This is a genomic window from Clostridium sp. C8-1-8, assembly GCF_009928445.1.
In the GTDB taxonomy this organism is placed as follows: Bacteria; Bacillota; Clostridia; order Clostridiales; family Clostridiaceae; genus Clostridium_AR.
Genome location: NZ_JAABNO010000005.1, coordinates 182,074 through 206,962, shown reverse-complemented (window position 1 = coordinate 206,962; position 24,889 = coordinate 182,074). Strand labels below are relative to the sequence as shown.

At 30.1% G+C, this 24,889-nt stretch carries 23 protein-coding genes and 1 riboswitch; of the genes, 18 read left to right on the top strand and 5 right to left on the bottom strand.

The window, feature by feature from the left end; all coding sequences use genetic code 11:
* Positions 1–6: 6 nt before the first annotated feature.
* A riboswitch (SAM riboswitch) is annotated at positions 7–122 on the top strand.
* A 260-nt stretch (positions 123–382) separates the two neighbouring features.
* The gene (locus GXK57_RS07855; RefSeq protein ID WP_160674007.1) at positions 383–1,534 is read left to right on the top strand and encodes a PLP-dependent aspartate aminotransferase family protein; all 1,152 of its coding nucleotides are present in this window, start codon (positions 383–385) and stop codon (positions 1,532–1,534) included.
* Between the two features lie 5 nt (positions 1,535–1,539).
* Positions 1,540–2,682 carry an aminotransferase class I/II-fold pyridoxal phosphate-dependent enzyme gene (locus tag GXK57_RS07850; RefSeq protein WP_160674004.1) on the top strand — a complete coding sequence of 381 codons (1,143 nt, stop codon included), beginning with the start codon at positions 1,540–1,542 and terminating at the stop codon, positions 2,680–2,682.
* Between the two features lie 237 nt (positions 2,683–2,919).
* Here GXK57_RS07850 and GXK57_RS07845 read toward each other — a convergent pair whose 3' ends face one another.
* Complete coding sequence (locus GXK57_RS07845; RefSeq protein WP_160674001.1) at positions 2,920–4,137, bottom strand: C39 family peptidase; 1,218 nt, start codon at positions 4,135–4,137, stop codon at positions 2,920–2,922.
* Positions 4,138–5,058: 921 nt separating this feature from the next.
* Between GXK57_RS07845 and GXK57_RS07840 the strand changes: the two genes are divergently transcribed.
* The 9 genes from GXK57_RS07840 (at position 5,059) to GXK57_RS07800 (ending at position 13,093) form a co-directional block, all read left to right on the top strand.
* Complete coding sequence (locus GXK57_RS07840) at positions 5,059–5,316, top strand: TM1266 family iron-only hydrogenase system putative regulator (protein ID WP_160673998.1); 258 nt, start codon at positions 5,059–5,061, stop codon at positions 5,314–5,316.
* A 19-nt stretch (positions 5,317–5,335) separates the two neighbouring features.
* Positions 5,336–6,754 (top strand): [FeFe] hydrogenase H-cluster radical SAM maturase HydG, encoded by a 1,419-nt coding sequence (hydG, locus tag GXK57_RS07835; protein ID WP_160673995.1) that lies wholly within the window; start codon positions 5,336–5,338, stop codon positions 6,752–6,754.
* 625 nt (positions 6,755–7,379) lie between these two features.
* Positions 7,380–8,381, top strand: a complete 1,002-nt coding sequence (locus GXK57_RS07830) for a rod shape-determining protein (RefSeq protein WP_160673992.1) — start codon at positions 7,380–7,382, stop codon at positions 8,379–8,381.
* Positions 8,382–8,939: 558 nt separating this feature from the next.
* Complete coding sequence (locus GXK57_RS07825; RefSeq protein WP_160673989.1) at positions 8,940–9,341, top strand: hypothetical protein; 402 nt, start codon at positions 8,940–8,942, stop codon at positions 9,339–9,341.
* A 167-nt stretch (positions 9,342–9,508) separates the two neighbouring features.
* On the top strand, positions 9,509–9,931 hold the full coding sequence (locus GXK57_RS07820) for a hypothetical protein (protein ID WP_160673986.1): 423 nt from the start codon (positions 9,509–9,511) through the stop codon (positions 9,929–9,931).
* Between the two features lie 87 nt (positions 9,932–10,018).
* On the top strand, positions 10,019–10,804 hold the full coding sequence (locus tag GXK57_RS07815; protein WP_160673983.1) for a hypothetical protein: 786 nt from the start codon (positions 10,019–10,021) through the stop codon (positions 10,802–10,804).
* On the top strand, positions 10,797–11,624 hold the full coding sequence (locus GXK57_RS07810) for a hypothetical protein (RefSeq protein WP_160673980.1): 828 nt from the start codon (positions 10,797–10,799) through the stop codon (positions 11,622–11,624). The genes GXK57_RS07815 and GXK57_RS07810 overlap by 8 nt, the downstream gene beginning before the upstream one ends.
* On the top strand, positions 11,621–12,418 hold the full coding sequence (locus GXK57_RS07805) for a hypothetical protein (RefSeq protein ID WP_160673977.1): 798 nt from the start codon (positions 11,621–11,623) through the stop codon (positions 12,416–12,418). The genes GXK57_RS07810 and GXK57_RS07805 overlap by 4 nt, the downstream gene beginning before the upstream one ends.
* A 15-nt stretch (positions 12,419–12,433) precedes the next feature.
* On the top strand, positions 12,434–13,093 hold the full coding sequence (locus GXK57_RS07800; RefSeq protein ID WP_160673974.1) for an ABC transporter ATP-binding protein: 660 nt from the start codon (positions 12,434–12,436) through the stop codon (positions 13,091–13,093).
* 208 nt (positions 13,094–13,301) lie between these two features.
* Here GXK57_RS07800 and cls read toward each other — a convergent pair whose 3' ends face one another.
* Complete coding sequence (cls, locus tag GXK57_RS07795; RefSeq protein ID WP_160673971.1) at positions 13,302–14,750, bottom strand: cardiolipin synthase; 1,449 nt, start codon at positions 14,748–14,750, stop codon at positions 13,302–13,304.
* A gap of 92 nt (positions 14,751–14,842) precedes the next feature.
* Positions 14,843–15,370 carry a TetR/AcrR family transcriptional regulator gene (locus tag GXK57_RS07790; RefSeq protein WP_160673968.1) on the bottom strand — a complete coding sequence of 176 codons (528 nt, stop codon included), beginning with the start codon at positions 15,368–15,370 and terminating at the stop codon, positions 14,843–14,845.
* Between the two features lie 306 nt (positions 15,371–15,676).
* Between GXK57_RS07790 and GXK57_RS07785 the strand changes: the two genes are divergently transcribed.
* Both GXK57_RS07785 and GXK57_RS07780 read left to right on the top strand, forming a co-directional pair.
* Positions 15,677–16,420: a DUF429 domain-containing protein gene (locus GXK57_RS07785; RefSeq protein ID WP_160673965.1), complete on the top strand. Its 744-nt coding sequence runs from the start codon at positions 15,677–15,679 to the stop codon at positions 16,418–16,420.
* 369 nt (positions 16,421–16,789) lie between these two features.
* Positions 16,790–17,446: a prolyl oligopeptidase family serine peptidase gene (locus GXK57_RS07780; protein ID WP_160673962.1), complete on the top strand. Its 657-nt coding sequence runs from the start codon at positions 16,790–16,792 to the stop codon at positions 17,444–17,446.
* Positions 17,447–17,459: 13 nt separating this feature from the next.
* On the opposite strand, the gene GXK57_RS07775 is transcribed toward GXK57_RS07780, so the two are convergent.
* Entirely contained in the window at positions 17,460–17,807 is a 348-nt protein-coding gene (locus tag GXK57_RS07775) for a DUF3784 domain-containing protein (RefSeq protein ID WP_160673959.1), read from the bottom strand.
* A 584-nt stretch (positions 17,808–18,391) separates the two neighbouring features.
* Between GXK57_RS07775 and GXK57_RS07770 the strand changes: the two genes are divergently transcribed.
* The 3 genes from GXK57_RS07770 to GXK57_RS07760 all read left to right on the top strand — a co-directional run bounded on the left by GXK57_RS07770 (position 18,392) and on the right by GXK57_RS07760 (position 20,780).
* Positions 18,392–19,222 (top strand): PHP domain-containing protein, encoded by an 831-nt coding sequence (locus GXK57_RS07770; RefSeq protein ID WP_160673956.1) that lies wholly within the window; start codon positions 18,392–18,394, stop codon positions 19,220–19,222.
* A gap of 12 nt (positions 19,223–19,234) precedes the next feature.
* Positions 19,235–20,428 carry a pyridoxal phosphate-dependent aminotransferase gene (locus GXK57_RS07765; protein WP_160673953.1) on the top strand — a complete coding sequence of 398 codons (1,194 nt, stop codon included), beginning with the start codon at positions 19,235–19,237 and terminating at the stop codon, positions 20,426–20,428.
* A 91-nt stretch (positions 20,429–20,519) separates the two neighbouring features.
* Entirely contained in the window at positions 20,520–20,780 is a 261-nt protein-coding gene (locus GXK57_RS07760) for an HPr family phosphocarrier protein (protein ID WP_128213644.1), read from the top strand.
* Positions 20,781–20,952: 172 nt separating this feature from the next.
* On the opposite strand, the gene GXK57_RS07755 is transcribed toward GXK57_RS07760, so the two are convergent.
* Positions 20,953–21,174 (bottom strand): DUF378 domain-containing protein, encoded by a 222-nt coding sequence (locus GXK57_RS07755; protein ID WP_160673950.1) that lies wholly within the window; start codon positions 21,172–21,174, stop codon positions 20,953–20,955.
* Positions 21,175–21,317: 143 nt separating this feature from the next.
* Between GXK57_RS07755 and purB the strand changes: the two genes are divergently transcribed.
* Both purB and GXK57_RS07745 read left to right on the top strand, forming a co-directional pair.
* Positions 21,318–22,748: an adenylosuccinate lyase gene (gene purB, locus GXK57_RS07750; protein WP_160673947.1), complete on the top strand. Its 1,431-nt coding sequence runs from the start codon at positions 21,318–21,320 to the stop codon at positions 22,746–22,748.
* A 913-nt stretch (positions 22,749–23,661) separates the two neighbouring features.
* On the top strand, positions 23,662–24,666 hold the full coding sequence (locus GXK57_RS07745; protein ID WP_160673944.1) for a tyrosine recombinase XerC: 1,005 nt from the start codon (positions 23,662–23,664) through the stop codon (positions 24,664–24,666).
* Positions 24,667–24,889 lie beyond the last annotated feature (223 nt).

Here is a 24,889-nt window from a genome sequence, read left to right as displayed (position 1 = left end):
ATTAAATTCTTATCACGAGAGGTGGAGGGACTGGCCCTATGATACCCAGCAACCAGCATAAGCTTCATTTAACTTATGTATTGGTGCTAATTCCTGCAGTTGATAAAACTGGTAGATGAGGAGAAAATTCTAGATTTGTATATAACATGTCGGGGTTATCCTCAGACATGTTTTTTTATTCTAAGAAAAGTTTAAAATTTTTCTTAGATAAACCTAGTAATATGGACGGAAAGGAATAGCTTTTTAGTATTAACAATAAAAAAAGTGTATTAGCCTAATAGATTTTTAAATTAAATTCTGAAAGGCATATACGAATAAAACTCACTGAAGTGGGTGCTTCAGAGAATTTTCTCAGTAATAAATATTTAGGGGGCTTTTTAAGATGAGTGAAGGAAGTTTTTTAAGGTTTGAGACTACTGCTGTACATGGAGATAAGGGGTATGATCCATTAACTGGAGCTATTAGCTTTCCAATCTATCAATCTTCGACCTTTAGACATGGAGGTTTAAATGAAAGTACTGGGTATGATTATTCAAGGTTGTTAAACCCAACCAGCGAAGAAGTTGAAAATACTGTAGCTAAACTAGAAGCTGCAAGATATGGAATAGGCTTTTCAACAGGTCTTGCTGCTATTGATGCAGTACTAAGATTATTTAAACCTGGAGATCACATATTGGTTTCTGATGATCTTTATGGTGGAACCTTTAGATTGTTCAGAGAAATTTACAACGTTTATGGAATTAAACACAGTTTTATAGATACCACAGATTTAGATGAAATAGCAAAAAATATTAATGAAAGTACTAAAGCAATATTTATAGAAACACCTTCCAATCCTATGATGAAGGTAACTGATATAAAGGCAGCTGCAGAAATAGCAAAGCTAAATAAACTTATAGTAATTGTCGATAATACTTTTTTAACTCCATACTTTCAAAAGCCATTAAATCTAGGTGCTGATATTGTGGTCCATAGTGGTACAAAGTTCCTGGGAGGTCATAATGATACCTTAGCGGGCTTTGTTGTAACTAATAGTGATGATATAAAGGAGAAGATTATATATTACAAAAAAGCCACTGGAGCAGTGTTATCTCCTTTTGATTCATGGCTTATACTAAGGGGAATTAAAACACTTCCAATCAGAATGGATAGAAGTCAAGAAAATGCAATGAAGATAGCAGAATTTTTAAAAGCACATCCTAAGGTTGAAGAAGTATTCTATGTAGGACTTCCTGAAAGTAAAGGCTATGTTATAAGTAAAAAACAATCTTCAGGCTTTGGAGCAATGATTTCTTTTAAAGTAAAAAATAGAGCTGATGTAGCAAAAATATTAAAGAATGTGAAGGTTATAACTTTTGCGGAGAGTCTTGGAGGAGTTGAGACTTTAATAACCTATCCTCAAAAACAGACTCATTCGGAGGTCCCACAGGAAATTAAAGATAGGCTTGGTGTTACAGATACATTACTAAGACTATCTATAGGGATAGAAAACATAGAAGATTTAATACAAGATTTAAAGAAAGCTTTGGGGTAATAATTATGAGATTTGGAACAAAATTAATTCATAATGGGAATGAAATTGATGAAATAACAGGAGCTTTGAGTATACCTATATACCAAGCTTCCACTTTTCATCAAAAAGATATAGATAACTTTGGTAAATATGACTATTCAAGAAGTGGAAATCCTACAAGAGAAGCCTTAGAAGATACCATAGCTCAGCTTGAAAATGGGTATAGAGGCTTTGCTTTTTCTTCAGGTATGGCAGCAACTTCCTCAGTATTATCAATATTTTCTGCTGGAGACCATATTATTATTTGTGAAGATGTTTATGGTGGGACTTATAGAATAGCTTCAAAGGTCTTTAGTAGATTTAAGATAGAGTTTACCTTTGTAGATGCCTCAAAGCTTGAAAATATAAAAAAGGCAGTTAAACATAATACTAAAGGAATTTTTTTAGAGACTCCATCAAATCCACTGCTAAAAATAACAGATTTGAAAGGGGCTATAGCAATCGCTAAGGAAAGTAACTTAATAGTTATTGTAGACAACACCTTCATGTCTCCTTACCTTCAAAGACCTTTAGAATTAGGAGCAGACATAGTAGTTCATAGTGCAACTAAATTTATAGGCGGACACAGTGATGTGGTAGGAGGCTTAGCGGTAGCCAAAAGTAAGGAGTTTGCAGATAGGATTTATATGATACAGAATTCTTTTGGTGCCATTCTAGGACCTCAGGATTGTTGGCTACTCTTAAGAGGATTGAAGACTCTAAAAGTTAGAATGGATGCTCATCAAAGAACAGCTATTAAACTAGCTCATTGGCTAGAAGATAGGCAAGAAGTTGAAAGAGTTTATTATCCAGGATTAGAAAGTCACTTAGGTGGAGAAATACATTTTGCACAAGCTTCCGGCGCTGGTGCAGTACTTTCTTTTAAGTTTAAGACTATAGATCAAACAAAGTACTTTTTGAATAACATCCAAAATGCCGCTTTTGCTGTATCTCTTGGAGGAGTTGAAACTATAGTTTCATACCCAGCTAAGATGTCCCATGCCGCAATTCCAAAGGAGGAAAGACAATCTTTAGGTGTAAGTGATACTCTAATAAGAATATCCGTTGGCTTAGAAGAATTTGAAGATTTGGTGGATAGTTTTAATGAAGCCATTTTAAGAACTCTATAAAAAGCTTACTAAAATATTTTTTTATACTTTATATCCTAATAATATGTTGTAAAGACTTGATAGTGCTAGTTATAAAGATATAATTTATTGGGGCTGATAACTCTTACTTTAATAAATATAAATTACTATAACTAGGATAAATATAACATAATACTAAAATTAAAAGCACTTAGACAAGTAATTCTATTATAATATAGAACTTGCTAAGTGCTTATGAATACTTATTAAAAAACTTTATTAGTTTTTAGAATGGATTCTCATCCAAGATGGATCACCTATATCTGAACTATTATAATTTATAGCAACATCCACAGGTGTTGTGCTCCAAGTGTCATGGATAATTACATATTCATAATCTGTACCTTGATATTCATATCCTACACCGGTAACAGCATGTCCATCACCATATCTAGAATTCTGAAGACTACAGAATAAAGGATGAGATTCATCTATTTCATCACGGAAATCTCCGTATGGCGATTCATCTTCGCCTTTTCCTCTTGGATCTGTAAATATAGCAAGTTTCCAACCATGATTAGCTGCTACTTGTTTAATTCCTGGTCTTTCATTTGATATACTTGTACCGCCTTTACTATCTGTATTCATTGCAGCTGCCAATTCATCAATCAATGTATTGCCAGTAGGTACTCCTGAATGATGATAGTAAGCTAGTACATTAGCTGCTGCAGTAGGTGCACAGCCTCTATACCAATTGTAGTCTGGAACTCCTGAAATAACTTTATGATATAAATAAGAGGAGTTATTTTTTATTTTTGAACTATTTAGTGGATTGTAGTTTGGAGCTATATTTTCTTCTTTTACATTTTCTCCAGAAAGCATGTCCCAAGTCTTCTGAGCAGAAGTGATATTTTTTGATTTGTGTTCTTTTGCTTTAGCCTCTTCGGTCATTGATTTTACAATGGTGTTATCAATATCCTTATTGTCTCTTAGGTCAAAATATTTATAATTTGAAGTTGTTTTCGCAAAATTTCTATTAGATGCATTTTTATCAGTATATTTAATACTATAACTTAAAATACCACTGTATATATAAGTTATGTCAGTCTTATTATTAAGTTTTGAAGTGAGTTCGGTGTATGGAGAATAAGTTCCTATAGCAGATTCTAATATGGGCTCATTTTCTTTATTGCTGCTTAATATAATATAACCCTTTGCTCCAGTTTCTCCATTTTGGACATCAATGCTGTAAGCCACTAATTTTCCATCAAAATCATATAGATTTTTTTGGTTAACCACCTTTATACTTGCCCACTTATCGCTCTTGTATTGGTTAACTGTTCTAAAAGCATTTTTGGCAAGGACTTCAATTTTGCTAGAATCATTTAGATGTTTAATAACATCCTCCTTGGTAGCAGCATGTACAGTACCAGCGCTTATTAAAGTGCTTAGTATTGCTGTAGCAGTAACAAATGATAATAATTTTTTAGGTTTCATAATGATCATCCTTTCTATAATTAATAACTGCACGAGCTTCATAATAACACACTAAAATGGTAAAAACAACATATATGTAACTATTTAATAGTTATTTTGTGTTATACGGATTATTCCGGAGCAATTCCGGCTTTATATTCCATAAATAGCCATATACAGTTCAATACAAGTAATTATTGTCACTACTTTAAACTTTTATAGAACATATTATATGTAATTATAAACTTATTCTTTATAATATGGTTACCTTGAATATTGTGATTAAGATTAGTTGAGCTAGGGCTAAATCAGACTTTCTTACTAAAAAGAAAGTCTTTTTCATTATATGTTGCGGTGTTCATTCTTCATGGGGAATTTCTTAATAGAACGGAAACTAAAATAAAGCTTCTTGGAAGTCAGTTCCTTTTACTTTGGAAAACCTTGTGATATAATAGACATAGTTGGTGTACTTTCTGAGACCAAGCTCTTTGGGATTAGTTGTTTTATGAAAACTTAAGTTTTTGTAAAGGGATTGTCTTTAATTGTTTTATCCTCAAAGTCTGCCACAAAAATTATGTTTAAAGTATCGTACTGAATGGATGAGGGTTCGTCCCAAATTAGAAGGCGAGAGAATAGTTGTTATAAACTCAGGGAATTAATTTATTTGATTAACTGCGATTTATTTTCTGTCCTTGTTCCTTTTTGGTACAAGGATTTTTTGCTTTTTAGATATGATATATAATATGTTTTTTCTATAACATTCAATTAATAAACTAATACCTTTAATATTTATAGACATAAGCTGTTATTTATATTGTGCTGAAGAGTAGAAGTTAAAAATGTGTAATCTGTCAAAAGCTAAGTAGACATTTTTATGGCAGATATGCATAAATCACTAATGAAGCCACATTAGCGATTTATATATGTGAAAGGATTTTTAATATGGATACAAGAATCGCTATTATTGGAATTATTGTTGAAAATAAGGATTCGGTAGAAAAATTAAATACTATTCTGCATGATTATAATGATTATGTTATAGGCAGAATGGGAATCCCTTATGCAGAGCGAAAAATTAATATAATAACTATAGTTGTTGATGCACCTAATGATGTTATCGGAGCTCTTTCTGGAAAATTAGGAATGTTACCCAACGTAAACATCAAAACGGTTTACTCTAAGGTTTTTAGCCAGGAGTAATAATATTGGAGGGATTTTAATGTATAATGTTAAATCTAAAGTTGCTACAGAATTTATTGATGATGAAGAAATAAAAAGCACTTTAGCCTATGCCCAAGAAAACAAAAGTAACAGAGAACTTATCGCTAGTATAATTGAAAAAGCTAGGAACTACAAAGGTATAAGCCATAGAGAAGCTGCTGTGCTTTTAGAATGTGATGTAGATGAATTAAATAAAGAAATGTATAGCCTAGCTAAAGAGATAAAGCAAAAATTCTATGGCAATCGTATAGTAATGTTTGCTCCGCTATATCTTTCAAATTACTGTGTAAATGGATGTGTATATTGCCCATACCATTATAAGAATAAACATATAGCAAGAAAGAAACTAACTCAAGAAGAGATAAGAAGAGAAACTATTGCTCTTCAAGATATGGGACATAAGCGTTTAGCTTTAGAAGCTGGAGAGGATCCTATAAATAATCCACTTGATTATATTCTTGAAAGCATTAAAACCATATATAACATCAAACACAAAAATGGAGAAATAAGACGTGTAAATGTAAATATTGCCGCTACTACTGTTGAAGATTATAAAAAATTAAAAGATGCTGGTATCGGAACTTATATATTATTCCAAGAGACTTATCATAAGGACACTTATGAAGAACTTCATCCAACTGGACCAAAGCATAATTATGCTTATCATACAGAAGCCATGGATCGTGCTATGGAAGCTGGTATTGATGATGTAGGTATTGGTGTATTATTTGGTTTAAACCTTTATAAATATGACTTTGTAGGTCTTATGATGCATGCTGAACACTTGGAAGCAGCAATGGGGGTGGGTCCTCATACAATAAGTGTACCTCGTATTAGACCAGCTGATGACATAGATCCAGACAGTTTCTCAAATGCAATATCAGATGAGATTTTTGAGAAGATAGTTGCTATAATACGTATAGCTGTACCATATACAGGAATGATTGTTTCTACTCGTGAGTCTAAGAAAACTCGTGAACGTGTACTTGAACTTGGAGTATCACAAATCAGTGGTGGTTCTAAAACAAGTGTTGGTGGATACGTAGAACCAGAACCAGAAGAAGAAAACTCAGCTCAATTTGATGTCAATGACAATCGTACTCTTGATGAAATAGTAAATTGGTTACTAGAACTTGGATATATACCAAGCTTCTGCACAGCTTGCTATAGAGAAGGTAGAACAGGAGATAGATTTATGAGTCTTGTTAAATCAGGACAAATAGCAAACATCTGTCAGCCAAATGCCTTGATGACATTAAAAGAATACTTAGAGGATTATGCTTCTGAAGAAACTAAGAAGAATGGTGAAAAATTAATATTAGCTGAAACTGAAAATATTCCTAACGATAAGGTTAAAACTATAGTTAAAGAACATTTAACTGAGCTTAAAGAAGGAAAAAGAGATTTCAGATTCTAGTAGTGTTATGAAAGCTGCCTTTGACTTAATAAAGTCTTAGGCAGCTTTTTTTACTGTCTTAGACAGTATGTTTTTTGTTAGATAAATATAGTGATATCAATGCCTTAGAATAGCTTTTGGGGTAAACAAAAAGATCTTATTTCCATGATAGATTTTCATCATAACAACTAGAAAATGCAGATTCTTAAAAAATATACGTATTTACATTATATAAATTAAATCTTTATTAATAGAACAATTGTAGTACTTAATATAAATGTGTTTTTAATATACTAGAACAAGGGATTTTTTTATAAGATTTTTTTCCTTAAATTGAATATCTTTTTAAATTTCCGTGAATATCATAATTATTCGAATGTAAATTAGCTAAGACTTCTTTATTTGGTAGACCTTATTACCACATTTTAAATTGCATTAGTATTATCCATTAAAAGTATATAAGTATATATTATGGCTTAATATGCATAATTTATGCATTGATACATTAGCAAAAAACGGTTTATACTGTAAAAAAAGTTGTTATTGGATGCATAATGTAAAGTTAATAGTTATTCTCAAATGTAATTTTAAAATTATTTCAATACATATCGTCGTAATAAAATGTAATTTGAAAGGAGCAATTTAAATGGGATTTTTAACATCTTCTAAAGATTTAGGAATAGATTTAGGTACATCAAACACTTTAATATATTTAAGAGGAAAAGGTATTGTTTTAAGAGAACCATCTGTAGTAGCAATTAAAACAAAGAATAGACAAGTTATAGCTGCTGGAACGGATGCTAAGAATATGATAGGAAGAACCCCAGAAGGAGTAGAAACAGTTAGGCCTTTGAGAGATGGCGTTATAGCTAACTTTGACTTAACAGAAAAAATGGTTAAGATATTTATAAATAAGATACGGATGAGTGGTAGTACAAAGCGTTCAAGAGTTGCCGTATCACATCCATCAGGAGTTACTGAAGTAGAAAAAAGAGCTATAAATGAAGCTATAAGTCAAATAGGAGCACGTAAAGTAATGCTTATAGAAGAACCTATCGCTTCTGCTATAGGAGCAGGACTACCTGTAGATGAACCCATTGGCAATATGATTGTGGATATAGGCGGAGGTACCACTGAAATTGCTGTAGTTTCTCTTCAAGGTATTGTAAGGAGTAAAACTTTACGAATAGCTGGAGATGAATTAGATGAGACTATTATGAGCTATGTAAAAAGAGAATTTAATCTTCTCATAGGAGATATAACCGCAGAAAATATTAAAATCCAGCTAGGTTGTGTATATGCAAAAGACTTAGCCGACGATAAAGAGATGGAAGTTAGAGGACGAGATTTGGTTACAGGTCTGCCAAGATCTATAATTGTTAAAGAAAGTCAAATAAGAGAAGCCTTGAAAGAGCCCGTGATAGCAATAATTCAAGAGATTAAGGCTACAATAGAAGAAACACCTCCAGAACTTGCTGCTGATGTAATGGACAAGGGAATAATGCTTTCTGGTGGAGGATCACTTTTAAAAGGATTAGATGAACTTATTTTCAGTGAAACATCAATTCCTGTCCATATTGCTGAAGAGCCTTTAGATTGTGTTGTCAGAGGAGCAGGCAAGTGCTTAGAAATGATAGATGTTATATAGCACATACAAAGTTATCTTATTTACTCTAAGAATATATAATATACTGAATCTGGTATGACATAGGAGAAACGAGAAGTTCTAAATATCATATGATTTTATATTAATTTATAAATTATAAAGCTATTCTTCCAATTAAAGTTTGGAGGAGTAGTTTTTTTATTTAGAAAAACTTTGATATATTTGATTTACGAGTAACTTATAGTTTCATTATAAGTAAAGTGTATAGGTATTCATAGAGAAAATAAAAAAATAAAGAAACAATTATTAATAAATTTATAATCATTTTAGTACTAAATTGTTAATTTATCGCATTAAATATAATTTTACTAAAGTTATTGAGAGAATTTTGTTATATGCATAACGTATCTCCATTTAATCTAAGTCGTAACGCGAAAAAACAATCATAAAATGAAATAAACTTTTATTTTAGAAGTGTGTTATTTCGACATCTGATTTCCGATTTATGTGATACTATATTAAATGTAGACAAGCTTGTTAAAAATATGAATTCATGCAACAAAAAAATCAAAAATCAAAGTCTTTTTAGGAGGAGAGAAAATGAAAATGAAAAAAGTAATAGCAGCTGGACTTGTAGCTGCTGCAGTAATGGGGACTTCAAGTATAGCATATGCAGGTGTGTATTATAATTACGATTTAGTTGTACCTGTTAGTGGTGGTATTGATACATCTCCAGGCTATAAAGCTGATGCAAGTGCACCATACGCGTACAATGACAATGAATTAGTAGGTGGTGGCTATAAACTTTATAGCACTATTAGGTTACATGGTACAGATGTAAGTGATGAAGACTATTTCACTGCTAACGGATGGTCAAAGATGAAATACTATGGTGATGCAAGTAGTGTAAGAGGTTACAGTCTAACAATGCATATAAAGTCAGGATTAACTTGCTGGGTACAAGTTCATTCCGCTGGCTCATGGACTCCAGATGCTTACTAGAATTAGTTAGTATATTAGTAAGGGTTATAATAGGTGCATACGTAACACAAGTATTAATGTTATGTGTGTACCAAAAGTTGGATTTCAGATTATCACTAACCAATTAAGTAGACAAGAATTGGTTTAGTACTTTAAATATATATATAAGATTGAAAAGGGGTAACTTTATGTTTAAAAAATCAAAGAAAAAAGGATTTATAGCTTCTGGTATTCTTGCCTTGGCTATAATGGGGACTTCAAATATTGCTTATGCGATGAATAACTCTGGGACCTATGATTTAAAGGTTCCAGTGTTTGGAGGTATATCTACCTACGATGTAACTAAAAGTGATGGAAATGCATCTTATGCATTTAATTCAAATACATCAACGTCTCAAAATTTTAGATTATATTCCAATATAGAACGCTCAGATACTAGTGAACAAATTGCATCGGAAGATTCTTTTTCTTCAGGTGGATGGTCAAAGATGAGTTACAATGGAAGGCAATCTTGGTATTACGGATATAGAACCAGAATGCATATATATTCTGGAAAAGATATTTGGGTACCAGTTTATACAAAGGGTGAATGGACACCTGATTGTTACTAAAAAATCAAAGTTTTACCATATGGGAATAGGTGTTTATCTATTCCCATATATTTAATTTTTTTATATTAAGAAAAAGGGAGGCTATATATGAAATACTATTTTAAAGAAGAAATGAAAAGAATTTTTCTATCAAAAAATATGCTCGTAGCAGTTATTATGGCATTTCTTTGCATGTTCACTAGTATACTACTAGGTAATTTTTATGTAGAAAAGAAAGATGCAGTTTATTATTTTATGCTGGCTCATTCCTTAGGGAGTGCTAGTTTACTTCCATTATTGGCGCCTGTAATAGTTTCACTTCCGTTTGTAGCTTCTTTCTTAGAAGATAAAGAAAGTGGATTTTTTAAATATTTATTGTTAAGAATTTCTCATAAAAAATATGTAGTTATAAGATTAATATCTAATGCACTTGCAGGAGCTTTAGCACTAACTATTCCTTTAAGTACTATTTTTGTTTTTTACGCTTTATTTTATGGAGTAAAAACAAATGGCATGGCTGTAGGTAAGTATGCTGGAGATCTAAGTTGGCTATCAGTTAATAGACCATTACTTTTCGTATTTTCAATAATTGCTCTTACTTTTATATATGGCATGGTCATTTCTACTTTAGGATTAGGTTTGTCTGTAATAATAAAAAATAGATATCTAGCAATAATACTGCCTTTTATACTTGCTATATTTACAGGTACAGTACTAGAGTATTATGGTGTAAATAGCATCTTTGACTTTCATCTATCCGGAATAATTGACTTCACCCTCCGCAGCTATGTAAATATAAAGCATATCCTTCTTTATGATTCTATTTTGTTTTTATTTGGTGTATTACTTTTTGTGAAATTTTCAAGTGGTAGAAATGGTGATAAAATTGAATAAGAAAAATATGTTAAAGAATTATTTTAATAATATTATTTTAAATAAAATAACTTATTTTGCTATATTTATTTTAATACTTTACGTGTTTGGTCAATTTTTTGATTTTACTAAAACCTTCGTTGGATATAAAGATGTAAGTATTTATGACTATATGCTATTTTTGTTTAATCAGTATATTTTTCTTGTTTTCTTTTTAGATCTGTTCTTTCTGATAATAATAAGGAACCTAATAAATAAAAGTAGCTATAATAAATACATGTTCTTAAAGTTTTCTAATAGGAAACAACTGTTTTTTATAAATATAGCAACAACAGCCATAACATCATTGTTATATGTACTAGTTGTTGTAGTTATAATATTTCTACAAGGTGTTTTGAATCTTTGTATTAAAAATGATTGGTCGAATTCGAGTATTATAATTTCGAAGATTATGACAACTGACATAACGGCTTGTATTAAAGCAGTCAGTCCCTTATCAGCATGTTTGATAAATTATTTATTAACTTCGTTATATATTTTCTTTATAGGTATAGTTTTCTATGTAAGTAGTCTTTATTTTAGAAAAACTATAATGCCTTTTATAATTACAATTGGATTTATTGTTATTGGTGTTACAGCATATACTGGTTCAATACATTCTGCTATTACATTCAGCCTCTGTGAAAATGCAATGATATATTCAGAAGTATGGGCTTCTACTAGTTTTTTATATCAGATTGTCTTTAAACTGATCTTTTGGTTGATAACTATATCTAGTGTTATAGCTTTAGGTCTATATAGGGTTAAAAGAGTAGATTTTAAATTTGAAGGTGAAAAATGAGGAAATTTATTAATATGTTAAAACTTAATTTATATTCTATATTCTCACCTAAGGTAATAATAGTATGTATTGCGATGTTTGCATCCATGTTATTTATGACTATTGGCATGTATGACAGTGCTTTTAGTTCAAACTATATATTAAATATCATCTTTATTGGCCCAAGGAATCTTGCAGAAGATATAGGTCAGGTATTTATGTATCTTTTTTACCAGGTACCCATCTTAGTAATAATGGGAAATTTCTTGTACAAGCAGATCAATGAAAATAGTACTTATCTTATACCTAAGCTGGAGAGCAAGAAAAAATGGTATCTTTGTGTTGTTACAACGAATTTTATAACCAATTTGCTATATTATGGTGTAGGGGTAGGCATTGTAGTGCTGTGTGATAAATTATATTTATTAGGAAACAGTAGCCAAAAGGTTATAGCTATAGATGCTATAAAAAATATTATAAATACATATTCCTTAGTGAGTATTTTAATTTTACTTGTTGCTACAAGCTTTTTACTTACATTGATTCAAAATACCCTTTCCTTGGTATTTAAGGATTCAAATATTGCGTTTATTGCCAATATGGTTTTAATACTATTTTTCATTGAATTAGGAGCACATAATAAATTAGATAAATTCTTGCCTCCTAATCAAGGAATTCTTATCAAGCACTATACAAGTAATTTTTCTATCATATGGTCAATAATCTATACAGTTATATTTAGTTGCATACTTTTGTTTATTAATTTTAGAATAGTGATGAAAAACGATTTACTCATACTTTCAAAGGGTAGATAGAGAAGAGGAGATATTATGGGAAATAAAGTAGTTGAAATAAAGAATCTATATAAGAAGTATAAGGATGCTGTAATACTTAATAAAGTAAATTTAGAGCTAGAAGAAGGTAAAATATATGGAATAGTAGGAAGAAATGGTTCAGGTAAGTCTATGTTATTTAAAACTATATGTGGACTTATCAATCCTACAGAAGGTGAAGTTAAGGTTTTTGGTGAAGATATAGCCAATGGTAACTTTCCTAAAAATACAGGGGTAATAATAGAAGCACCAGGTTTTCTTCCTCAGTATTCTGGGTTTAATAATTTAAAGTTATTAGCTTCTATCAATAATGTAGCTACCGATGAAGATATTAAGAAGGTTATTGATTTAGTTGGGTTAAATCCTGAAGATAAGAAGCCTGTAAAGAAGTTTTCATTAGGTATGAAGCAAAGACTAGGAATAGCTCAAGCTATTATGGAAAAGCCTAAATTACTTATATTAGACGAGCCTATGAATGGACTTGATAGCAGTGGAGTAGAGGATATAAGAAATCTAATTAAAGAATATAAAAGTACAGGGGTAACTATAATTTTATCTAGTCACAACAAGGAAGACATTGAGATATTGTGTGATGAAGTATTCAATATGGAAAATGGTGTACTAACTTCTGCTAAGACAGAAAAGAGTAAAAATTAAAGATAAAAAACTCTTATATAGCTATCATATATACAAGGATTAATGATTATAGAAAATATAATTATAAAAACAATCTAGCTAAAAGGTAAGACCTAAAGCTAGATTGTTTTTATTTTATGTTCCTTAACAGCACTTTTGTTATTTATGTAGTCGAAGTCTATGCGCTTAACTTTTATAGTTTTCAAAATACTTAATACTTATAATATAGTTATAGCATAGGAGAAAATAATCTACATAGATTTTCTTGAAGCTTTATATAAAGCTTTCTCTTATCGTAGACCTCTTTCGTAACAAACTCAGAAATTTTTCTGTCTTCTTCAAAGATTTGATTACATTTATATGCCAACTCATTATCATATATAAAGGTGTTTACCTCAAAGTTATATGAAAAACTCCTTACGTCCATATTAGCGGTGCCTATAGAAGCTACCTTACCATCAATTACAAGCATTTTTGAATGAAGGAAGCCTGGATACAAATAAACTTCTCCTCCGTACTGGAGTATATCCTTTATATATGAAGTAGTAGCTCTATATACTAATAGCTTGTCATATATTTTAGGCAGCATAATCTTTACATCTACACCGGAAAGGATAGCTATCTGAAGTGCTTCTATAAAGGAGTCATCTGGTATAAAATATGGAGTTTGTATATATATAGTCTTCTTAGCTGAAGCTATCATTTTAATATAAGCCTTCTTTATATGATCACCATTGACATCAGGGCCACTAGAAATAACCTGTGCACCTATTGAGCCTTTGCATTTAACTTTAGGAAAGAACTTGTTCAATGTATCAATATCTGTTTCTCTTTCGCTGTCAGAAGCATAGGACCAATCCATTAGAAATCTTTCTTGAAGAGTATAGACAGAGGTACCGGTTATCCTGAGGTGAGTGTCTCTCCAAGGCTTAATGCGATTATCTAAGCCTAAATATTCATCTCCTATGTTCATGCCGCCTGTGTATGCTATCTTTCCATCTATTATTACAATCTTACGATGATTTCTGTAGTTTACTCTTGTATAAGTACCAATTTTTATTGGGGAGAATCTATACACCTCGCCACCACACTTTATTAGGTTTTTAAACATTTTGTGTGGAGTAAGTATACTTCCTACATGGTCATAAAGTACCCTTACTTCAACGCCTTCGCTGGCCTTTTTAGTAAGAAGGTCAACCACCTTATTTCCTAACTTGTCGTTGTTAATAATGTAATATAATATATTAATTGTCTCTTTAGCAGCTCTTATGTCTTCTAATAAAGACTTGAACTTATCCTCACCCTTAGTGTAAATCTGTATATCATTATCAGAAGAATAATAGCTATTGGCACCATTAGAATTCATTTTGATAATATCTTCGTAGGGTATAAGCTCCTTATCAATATAGTTTTTGTTATCGTATTTCAGTAGGTAGTTTTCTTTGTGTAATCTTTCGTTATACAGTATGTCCAATTTCTTTTTAAGCGCAAAGGTTCTTTTTTGATTTGGCCTTAAGTTTCTCCCAAGGATAGGATAGAAAATAAAACCTAATACTGGTATAAAAGTAAGTATTAGAATCCACGAAAGAGCAGTTGAAGTTTTCTTTCTCTCTACAAAGAGGATAGTGATTATAGTAATGGAGTTTAATACATATATAGTACCTAGAAACCATGACATCCTTAGTTGCTTTAGTATTCCGAAAATAGTTAAAGTATAGAAAATTAGCTGATTTGTAAAACCTGTACTGAATAGATATAAGGGAACATATTTTAGTAGCATTCTTTTACCAAGCTTATAAGTCTTTCAACGAGTTTGGACTTCTGGCATTCATCAAGCACATCTAATCCTAATAGATTTGAAAATGCTATACCATCACAAGCAAAGCTAATAATAAGTGCCAGCACTGGATCTTTAGTTTTATTAATTTTCTCTACCCATTGTTTTCTTTTGTCTAGCACAGGTTGGAGCAAGTTTTGATTTGATGCAACTGCAGCTAAAAGTCCATACATTGTATTTGTGTCTATTTTAGATTGATTATATTGTTCCTGTATATAAGATATAAGCCAGTTACTATTGCTTTCATCATCATCACCTTGTATGCTTCTTTCAAATAACTCTACGTATTTTTCAATAAGTACTCTTATTAAACTTTCTTTATTAGAGTAGTAGTGAAGAAGTCCCCCTTTACTTATACCAGCTTCTTTAGCTACCTCATCTAAAGTAAAAGCGTTTAATCCTTTTTCCTCAATGACTTTATTGGCCGAATACAGGATTTTTTCTTTTATAGAAATAGTCATAAACTTTATGTCTCCTTTAATTATATATTGGCAAATAAGATTTTTTGATTTTTCACCTGATAGTTTTCTCTAAACCCTTCACATTCCTAGGCTTAACTAGAGAAAAAATATATAGATAGTTAAATAGTTTTAGACTAATATATACCTAAAATTTAAAATCTTATTCACATACCGACTGGACGGTATTATAATATTATCAAAAAGCAAAATTTATGTCAATAAAGCAAAAATGCTGACATATGATGAGTAACATATGAATAATAGCTTTATAATGGTGTATAAAATATATTTAATAGGGAGATTGCAATGGAAGATAAAAAGTCCAGTTTTCTAGGGATAGATGGATGTAAGGGCGGCTATGTAGCTGTTTATATAACAGAAGAGGCTTTTGAGATTAAAGTCTTTGAAAATATTGAAGAATTATGTTTAACCTATTGGGATAGTAAGGTAATGCTTATAGACATGCCTATAGGATTACCTGAAAGTGTAGAAGATATAAGACCGGAGAGTGAAGCTAGAAAGATTTTAAAATCAAGGGCTTCCTGTATTTTTAATGTGCCTTGTAGACAGGCACTATATGAGACAGACTATTTAAAAGCAAATGAAATGAATAAATTAATTTTAGGCAAAGGTTTAAGTAAACAGTCTTATGGAATATTTCCTAAAATAAGAGATGTAGATCGGTTTTTATTAGAGCATCCTGATTTTAAAAATAGACTACTAGAAAGTCATCCAGAAATATGTTTTTCTATGTTGAATTGCTATGAAAGAGCTCCTAGAGTAATAATAGAAAACAAGAAAACAATAGAAGGTTTTGAAAAAAGGATTACTTTACTTAGCAAGTACTATATACATACAGAAGAGGTAAGTAGAGAGATTGATTCTAATAAGAGGTTTAAAACTATTAGAGATGATATCATAGATGCTCTATGTCTTGCTGTAACAGGCAAAGTTAGTTATGAGTCTAATCTAAAAAAGATTCCTGACAAGCCATCTATGGATATAAGAGGTTTGTATATGCAAATGGTATATGCTTATGGAGATTATTAAATCTTATGTAGCAAAAGATTATCATTAAGAAGCTAACTAATGTATTTCTAGTATCTATATCTATGTATCAAAAAAATGTTGTTACGATTTCTTTGTTATATAACAATTAAGTATTTTAATAAGCTTAATATTAAGTTTCATAAAAGTATATTTTTGAATTTACATAATCTAAATAACAACATTTTTTAAATCCATTCGCATAGGCGTTGAAATCCTATGTGTATATTCCTTAGAAAAGTAGACTATCAAAAATATATAAACCTATATTTTCAGCTATAGCTTAATAACAGTTAATGATAAAATAATATTATAAAAATAAAATGTTATATTCTTATAGCATTAGAATTTAATAAAGAAAAAGGGGCTAATATGAGTTATTCAGATCACAAACTTAAAAAAATTATAAATATTTCATTAGATTATTTAATATATAAACCAAAAAGTTACGATGAAAATAAAAAATGGCCACTAATACTTTCCCTTCATGGTTCAGGAGAACGGAATAAGGATATTGAAGCTGTAAAACAATATGGCATACATAAGATACTTAGGGAAAACGAAGATCTACCATTTTTAGTACTATCACCTCGCTGCCCAAAGGATGAAAGCTGGGAAATGCAATTTAAATATTTAAAGGAACTTCTAGATATAGTACAGCAGGATTACTCCATAGATAGCGAAAGAATATATCTAACAGGCTACAGTATGGGTGGATACGGTACTTGGAACTTTGCTATAACTAACCCAGAACTATTTGCAGCTATAGCTCCAATATGCGGTGGAGCTATTTCTCCTAAAAAAGCTGTTAGATACTTGAAAGATACACCTATATGGGTAGCTCATGGTGATAGTGACACTGTGGTTGATTTTGAGGAAAGTAAAAGGATAGTAGATAGGTTAAAGGAATACAATAAAAAGCTTATATTCAAGGTTTATGAAAATTGTGATCATGAAGTTTGTACCAAAGCTTATGAAGACCCAGAGCTTTTTAACTGGCTTCTAAAGCAAAGAAAGAGAAGAGGTTAGTGGCATATAACTACTAATCTCTTCTCTTATGCTGATCTTTATAAAACTTTTCTTTATCTTTTTCTGTTTTAAAAACAGAGATAAATACAAAAACAATTATGATTAATGCTATTGGTATAGCTGCAAATAAAGGATGCACTTTACCAAAGTCTGTACTAATATAAATTAAAAGTACTGCTAACAATATATCAACGGCTAATAATTCAAAGCCTGAATTTCTACAAAGTTTTTTCTCATCATATTTTTCTTTTTCTTCTTTGGATAAAGTGTTATACCCAGCTAGCAAAATACCACCTTTTCCGCTAATGAGAATTAATGATAGCGCTGTAAGAATAGCCAATATTATTATTCCTATTATCATTATCTAATATCTCCTTTAAGTTGTATCATATTAGTATAGTTAAGCTAATATGTATAATAATTTTTTCAAAAGATTAATTACCACTTTTATACTTATTTTATTTATATTGTAACTATAAACTTTAAGGTTAACAAGTGTTCTTAGAGCTTTACTATTTAGAAATCTAAATTATTCTTAATTAAAAATCGTATTTTTTATTTATAGCCCTATATAAGATAAATAGTGAGTTAAGAATTATATACAGGATTACAAACTCAAACTCTAAGCTATAATCTTTCTATTAAATATTCTTTGTAAGACCTTGTTTTGAGAGGATAACTTGTGCTTTATATTGAGTTCTCTATAAAAGAGTATACCTTGAAAACCGCTCTAACATTATATATTTATATGTTTTTATAAATATATAATCATATGAATATAAAATTATATGAAGATTAATTTTTATAGATGGATAGTTAATTTTATATTAGAATAGAATATATAGAACAGTGCATAAGAATAATTATCAATGTATATCGGATTATTTACTTTTAGAATTAATAATGTTATATTTTAATATATAATATGGAAATAAGGTGCATAAGATGAAATATGCTGATTTACATATACATTCAAATTTTTCTGATGGAACGTTAAGCCCTTCAGAAATACTTCGTATAGCAGAATCTAAGGATATAAATACTATATCTATCACTGACCACGACTCGATAAAATCTCAGTTTATTCTTAAAGGTTCCCAGTCCTCTGTTAATATAATTAACGGTGTAGAAATAAGCACCACTTACGAGGATTTAGAATTGCATATATTAGGTTATTTTGTAGACATTAATAATTCTATGCTTAATGAAATTATGGTTAAATTAGGCGAAGCTAGAATGGATAGGATTAGAGAGATTATCAAGAGACTAAATAATCTAGGTGTGGATGTTAGTATAGAAGATATTCAATGTTCTTGTATCGATACTACTGGGAGAGCACATCTTGCCAACATACTTGTAGAAAAAGGCTATGCTGATACATATAAAATGGCCTTTAACAATTATCTTATTAAGGGAAAACCTGCATATGTTGAAAGATATAAGCTAAGTTATAAGGAAACCTTATGCTTAATTAGAAATGCTGGCGGTATACCGGTGCTTGCTCATCCAGGTAAGATATATAGAGGCATGGATGTTGAAAAAATAATTAAAAGATTAAAAGACTACGGTCTTTGTGGTGTGGAAGTTTTTCACCCTGGTCATTCTAAGGAACAAATTAATAAATGCTACAATCTTTGCAAAAAATATAAGCTTTTAATTACCGGTGGTAGTGATTGCCACGGAGTGTGCTGCAATGAGGATAAAAATCTTATTGGTGAATTTGGCATAGATAAAGCTTATTTAGATAATATTATTAGATTTTATAATAAATTATAAAGGTGGGGTATCATGACATTATCAAGAAAAATAGAAGCATTAACTCCTTCTATAACACTATCAGTTACAGCAAAGGCAAATGAAATGAAAAAAGCTGGAATAAACGTTATAAGTTTTGCAGCAGGAGAACCAGATTTTAATACACCTCAAAATATCATTGATGCAGCTGTTGAAGCTATGAAAAAAGGTTATACTAAGTATACACCTGCATCAGGACTTATTGATCTAAAGAAGGCAGTATGCGAAAAATTTCTTCGTGATAATAATCTTACTTATTCTACATCACAAGTAATAATTTCAAATGGAGCAAAGCAATGTTTAGGAAATTTATTTCTTGCATTACTAAATCCAGGAGAAGAGGTTATTGTTCCTACTCCATATTGGGTTAGTTATCCAGAACTTATAAAAATAGCAGATGGCGTTCCAGTTTTTGTTGAATGTAAAGAGGAAAATGATTTTAAATATACCATTGATGAATTAAATAAGGTGTTAACTGATAAAACAAAAGCAATTTTACTTAATTCTCCTAACAATCCTACTGGAACTATTTATTCAAAAGAAGAATTAATAGAAATTGCTAACTTTGCTAAAGAACATGATTTATACATAGTATCAGACGAAATATATGAAAAATTAATATATGATGGAAATGAACATGTTAGCATAGCTGCTTTATCAGAAGACGCATTTAATAGAACTATAGTGATAAACGGTGTTTCTAAAACCTACTCTATGACAGGTTGGAGAATAGGATACGCTGCTGGACCAGGAAATGTGATTAAGCTTATGTCTAGTATACAAAGTCACATGACTTCAAATCCAAATACTATAGCACAGCATGCTACTATAGAGGCTCTTAATACAGAGGAAGCTGTAGTAAAAGATATGGCTTTAGAATTTGAGAGAAGAAGAAACTTCATGGCAAAAAAATTAAATGAAATTGAAAATGTAAAAATAATTAACCCAAGCGGCGCTTTTTATGTTATGGTAAACATATCATATTATTTAAAAAAGAAATTTGGTGAAACTATTATTGAGGACTCAATAAAGTTTTCAGAAGTTCTCTTGGAAGATGGCGCTGTTGCTACTGTTCCGGGAATAGCATTTGGACTTGATGACTATATTAGGTTATCTTATGCAACATCTACAGATAACATTGAAGAGGGAATAAACAGATTAAAATCCTTCTTAAATAAACTAAAATAAGCAACTTGTCCAAAACTTATTGAAATTTTGTCCAAAAGTTATTATAATATAATAGTTAATGATATAAAATATGAATAAAGAGGTGGATATAATGGTAACTAAAGAAGTATTAGTTAAAAATTCAACTGGTTTACATGCTAGACCAGCAACATTATTAGTAAAGAAGGCATCATCATTTAAATCTGATATTAGCATTGAATTCAATGGAAAGAAAGCTAATGTTAAGAGTTTAATAGGAGTTCTTTCTTTAGGCGTTACTAAAGATGCTAACATAAAGGTTATAGCTTCTGGCGATGACGAAACTTTAGCAGCTGAAGAAATTGTTAAGTTAGTTGAAAGCTTAGAAGAATAAGACGAAAAAGGTTCCGTTAGGAACCTTTTTTATTTTTGTTATGACTTTTTAAAAAATTGACTTTTTGTTACATACATCTTATACACATTAAGGATGTTTCAAAATGCATTCGTATTATTATCTTTAGTGGAGTAGAGTGGATAGCTAGTCCAAAATCTACTTATAGTTATGTTCAGAAACCCTTTTTAAAATCTGTTTTGCTTTTAAGTATTACATATACAAGATTTATTGCTGCGGCGAAAACTAGTATATATATGATTCTTTCAACGATACAGTTACCGAAGGATATAAACTTAACGAGATTAAAGTTAAGTAATCCTATCAGTCCCCAGTTGAGAGCTCCTATAATTACTAATAAAAAGCTGAGTTTGTCGATTATACTAAGCTTGTACACAATATTCAACTCCCATCATATTAAATTCCCACTGTATATATATTAAAATAATTAATAAAATATACCTGTAAAATATGAAAAAATATGATATAATACGAATGATGACTCTATATTTTTACATTTTATTCGTAGGAGGATGAAGAATGAGAAATTTGTATAGCACACCTTTGAATTCAAGATATGCGTCAAAAGAGATGTCTTACTTGTTTTCTGATGACATGAAATTTTCAACTTGGAGAAAGCTTTGGGTTGCATTAGCAGAGTGCGAAAGGGAATTAGGATTAAATATTACTGAGGAACAAATTAATGAGCTTAAAGAGCACATATACGATATTAATTATGATGATGCCATAGCAAAAGAAAAAGAAGTAAGACATGATGTAATGAGTCATGTTTATGCCTATGGATTACAATGCCCAAGTGCAAAGGGGATAATTCATTTAGGTGCAACAAGTTGTTATGTTGGAGATAATACGGACATAATAATAATGAAGGAAGCTTTACTGTTAGTTAAGAAAAAGCTTATAAATGTAATAAATCATTTAGGGAATTTTGCTGAGAAATACAAAGATTTACCTACTTTAGGTTTTACACATTTTCAACCAGCTCAGTTAACAACAGTAGGAAAGAGAGCTACACTTTGGATTCAGGATTTATTAATAGATCTTGAAAACTTAGATTTTGTTATTGAAAAGTTAAAGTTAAGAGGGGTAAAAGGAACTACTGGTACTCAGGCTAGCTTTATGGCTCTATTTAACGGAGATGAAGAAAAAGTAAAAGAATTAGATATCATTGTAGCTGAAAAAATGGGCTATAAGAGTAGTTATGCAGTTACAGGCCAAACATACCCAAGAAAAGTAGATTCTATAGTTCTTAATACTTTATCTGAAATAGCTCAAAGCGCTTATAAGTTCAGTAATGACTTAAGACTTCTTCAAAGTATGAAAGAAGTAGAAGAGCCTTTTGAAAAGAATCAGATAGGATCTTCAGCTATGGCTTATAAGAGAAATCCTATGCGTTCAGAAAGAATGGGAGCTTTAGCTAGATATATTATAGTTGATGCTTTAAACCCAGCTATTACAGCTTCCACTCAATGGTTTGAAAGAACCTTAGATGATTCTGCTAATAAGAGAATAGCAGTAGCAGAAGCTTTCTTAGCTTTAGACGGCGTATTGAATCTTTACATAAATATCGCTGAAAATATGGTGGTTTACGATAAGGTAATAGCTTCTCATGTGTCTAATGAATTACCTTTTATGGCTACAGAAAATATAATGATGGAAGCTGTAAAAAGGGGAGCAGACAGACAGGAAATGCATGAAAAAATAAGAGTTCACTCTATGGATGCTGCTAGAAGAGTAAAAGAAGAAGGTCTTAATAACGACCTTATAGAAAGAATTGCTTCTGATGAAAGCTTCTTATTATCTAAAGAAGAAGTTTACAATGTAATTGATCCTAGCAAATTTATAGGGAGAGCACCAGGTCAAGTGGTAGAGTTCTTGAAGAATGAAGTTGCTCCGGTTTTAGAAGCTAATAGAGAATCATTAGGAGTAGAAGCTCAAATAAATGTATAAGTTACATTTATAAACATAATTTAAGCGAAAATGTAAGAGATGTGAAAACATCTCTTATTTTTATTTATATTACTTTACTTAACATAATATTTAATATGTAAAATTACAATCTTCAATTGCATACAATTTATTAAATTAAAAAACCTTATCAATAGTGATTGAGAAGTTTTTTTAGTAAAGAGTTGATTTTTTATTATTTACTAATAATATATGTAGTTGTATCGGGTATTGGTATATTTATATTAAATAACTTTTAGATTCTAAGATTAATAATTGAAAAAAGCATATATGAATACACCGAATATATTAGAAACTAAAATTTTGTGTTTAGATACATAAATATATTATTAGAAGTTATAGATCCGTAACAAGATTTATTCATACATAATATATTTAATACATATTAATATTTAGCTATATATATAATCTGAGAATATAATTCAGATTTTTAATATAAAAGCTGCTAGTTAAAATTATTTTTTGTGCAATGAATAATTTTAAAACTGTGTGGATTTATACAAAAATATTAATTTTAAAAATATATAAAATGTGCAAATAGATGTTCTAGAAATTTTCCGTAGAATTTTTTCGTCAAAATCGATTGGTGAAAAATTTTGATTTAGATTCATGTAAATTATAAACGCATTATAAAAAAAATAGATTTATAAGTTAAAAACATAAATATGAAGATGCTGATTAAATAAACAGTGTAAAAATAGAAAATCATACATGTGACAACACGAAATTAGTTTTTTCTTATAAAAAATCAGGATTTATGATAAAAAAACACTAAAAATACCGAAAATTAATTTCGCTAAATGCTAATTTAGCGAAATAAGTGTACAGATTTTATAAAATATATGGTATAATTTAATAAGAACTTATGATTAATGGTTTTTAAGGAGAATTTTCAATGAAATACGATATAAAAGCAATTCAAGCAAATAATAATTTACCACCTTCGGTTATTGATTTTATTAATTATTTAGAAACTATAAAAGGTAAATCAAAAAGAACAATTGAAGGATATAAATTTGATTTAACGGTATTTTTTAGATTTTTAAAGGTTTATAAAGGTCTCTGTAGTTCAAATGTAGAATTCGAAGAAATTGTTTTATCAGATATAGATGAAACTTTCATAAAAAATATAAAGCTAACTGATCTGTATGCATTTATGAGTTTTGTTGAAAAACAAAGAGAAAACGGAACTTATGCCAGAGCTAGAAAAGTCGCAGCTTTAAAGTCTTACTTTAAGTTTATCTCCACTAAAGCAAAGATAATATCTGAAGATCCTACAATAGAACTAGAAACACCAAAGATAAGCAAAAGACATCCGGTTTACTTAACCTTAGATCAGAGTATAAACTTATTGAATTCTCTGGATAAGAAAAACAAGAACTATCTAAGGGATTATTGCATATTAACCTTATTCTTAAACTGCGGCTTAAGATTATCGGAACTTTGTAATATACAAATAGATAAAATCAAGAATGATATACTTACTATTATAGGTAAAGGAAATAAAGAAAGAACCGTTTATCTTAATGAAGCCTCATTAGATTCTATCAATAGATATCTTCAAGTAAGAGACGCTTCAAAGTGTGATACTGAAAACAAAAAGTATTTATTTCTTTCTTCAAGAAACAAGAAAATTGATAAAAGAACTGTAGAAATATTAGTAAAAAAACATATAACAAACAGCGGATTAACCGAAGCAAAATATACACCGCATAAGCTTAGGCACACTGCTGCTACCCTTATGTATAAATACGGCAATGTAGATATAAGAAGCCTTCAGCAAATTCTTGGTCACGAAAGCGTTTCTACTACACAGATTTATACCCATATAGATGATGAAAGTCTAAGAGAAGCTGTGAAATCAAATCCTTTATCTCAGATTAATAAGTATAATAAGTAACATACAGTAATAAATGTTTTAGATATAAACTTCTCTAAAATCAGCACTTTACTTTTCTACTGTATAAACCAGCTTATTTTTTTGTTAGTTAAATATAGTTCGAAATTTAAACGCCACTACCCTAATATCATGTAAAAGAAAAACACTGAAAGAATATATTCTTTCAGTGTTTTTTTCTTTTGTTATTTTCAGAGCTTATGTAAATATAGTGAAGTCTAAAAAA

Bases quoted from the DNA above. Each gene is read 5' to 3' on its own strand.
- GXK57_RS07775 (WP_160673959.1), bottom strand. From the start codon at position 17,807: ATGATAATAGGAATAATAATATTGGCTATTCTTACAGCGCTATCATTA.
- hydG (WP_160673995.1), top strand. From the start codon at position 5,336: ATGTATAATGTTAAATCTAAAGTTGCTACAGAATTTATTGATGATGAA.
- GXK57_RS07770 (WP_160673956.1), top strand. From the start codon at position 18,392: ATGAAATATGCTGATTTACATATACATTCAAATTTTTCTGATGGAACG.
- purB (WP_160673947.1), top strand. From the start codon at position 21,318: ATGAGAAATTTGTATAGCACACCTTTGAATTCAAGATATGCGTCAAAA.
- GXK57_RS07805 (WP_160673977.1), top strand. From the start codon at position 11,621: ATGAGGAAATTTATTAATATGTTAAAACTTAATTTATATTCTATATTC.
- GXK57_RS07800 (WP_160673974.1), top strand. From the start codon at position 12,434: ATGGGAAATAAAGTAGTTGAAATAAAGAATCTATATAAGAAGTATAAG.
- GXK57_RS07820 (WP_160673986.1), top strand. From the start codon at position 9,509: ATGTTTAAAAAATCAAAGAAAAAAGGATTTATAGCTTCTGGTATTCTT.
- GXK57_RS07765 (WP_160673953.1), top strand. From the start codon at position 19,235: ATGACATTATCAAGAAAAATAGAAGCATTAACTCCTTCTATAACACTA.
- GXK57_RS07785 (WP_160673965.1), top strand. From the start codon at position 15,677: ATGGAAGATAAAAAGTCCAGTTTTCTAGGGATAGATGGATGTAAGGGC.
- GXK57_RS07790 (WP_160673968.1), bottom strand. From the start codon at position 15,370: ATGACTATTTCTATAAAAGAAAAAATCCTGTATTCGGCCAATAAAGTC.
- GXK57_RS07855 (WP_160674007.1), top strand. From the start codon at position 383: ATGAGTGAAGGAAGTTTTTTAAGGTTTGAGACTACTGCTGTACATGGA.
- GXK57_RS07760 (WP_128213644.1), top strand. From the start codon at position 20,520: ATGGTAACTAAAGAAGTATTAGTTAAAAATTCAACTGGTTTACATGCT.
- GXK57_RS07780 (WP_160673962.1), top strand. From the start codon at position 16,790: ATGAGTTATTCAGATCACAAACTTAAAAAAATTATAAATATTTCATTA.
- GXK57_RS07825 (WP_160673989.1), top strand. From the start codon at position 8,940: ATGAAAATGAAAAAAGTAATAGCAGCTGGACTTGTAGCTGCTGCAGTA.
- GXK57_RS07745 (WP_160673944.1), top strand. From the start codon at position 23,662: ATGAAATACGATATAAAAGCAATTCAAGCAAATAATAATTTACCACCT.
- GXK57_RS07850 (WP_160674004.1), top strand. From the start codon at position 1,540: ATGAGATTTGGAACAAAATTAATTCATAATGGGAATGAAATTGATGAA.
- GXK57_RS07830 (WP_160673992.1), top strand. From the start codon at position 7,380: ATGGGATTTTTAACATCTTCTAAAGATTTAGGAATAGATTTAGGTACA.
- GXK57_RS07815 (WP_160673983.1), top strand. From the start codon at position 10,019: ATGAAATACTATTTTAAAGAAGAAATGAAAAGAATTTTTCTATCAAAA.
- GXK57_RS07840 (WP_160673998.1), top strand. From the start codon at position 5,059: ATGGATACAAGAATCGCTATTATTGGAATTATTGTTGAAAATAAGGAT.
- cls (WP_160673971.1), bottom strand. From the start codon at position 14,750: ATGTCATGGTTTCTAGGTACTATATATGTATTAAACTCCATTACTATA.
- GXK57_RS07845 (WP_160674001.1), bottom strand. From the start codon at position 4,137: ATGAAACCTAAAAAATTATTATCATTTGTTACTGCTACAGCAATACTA.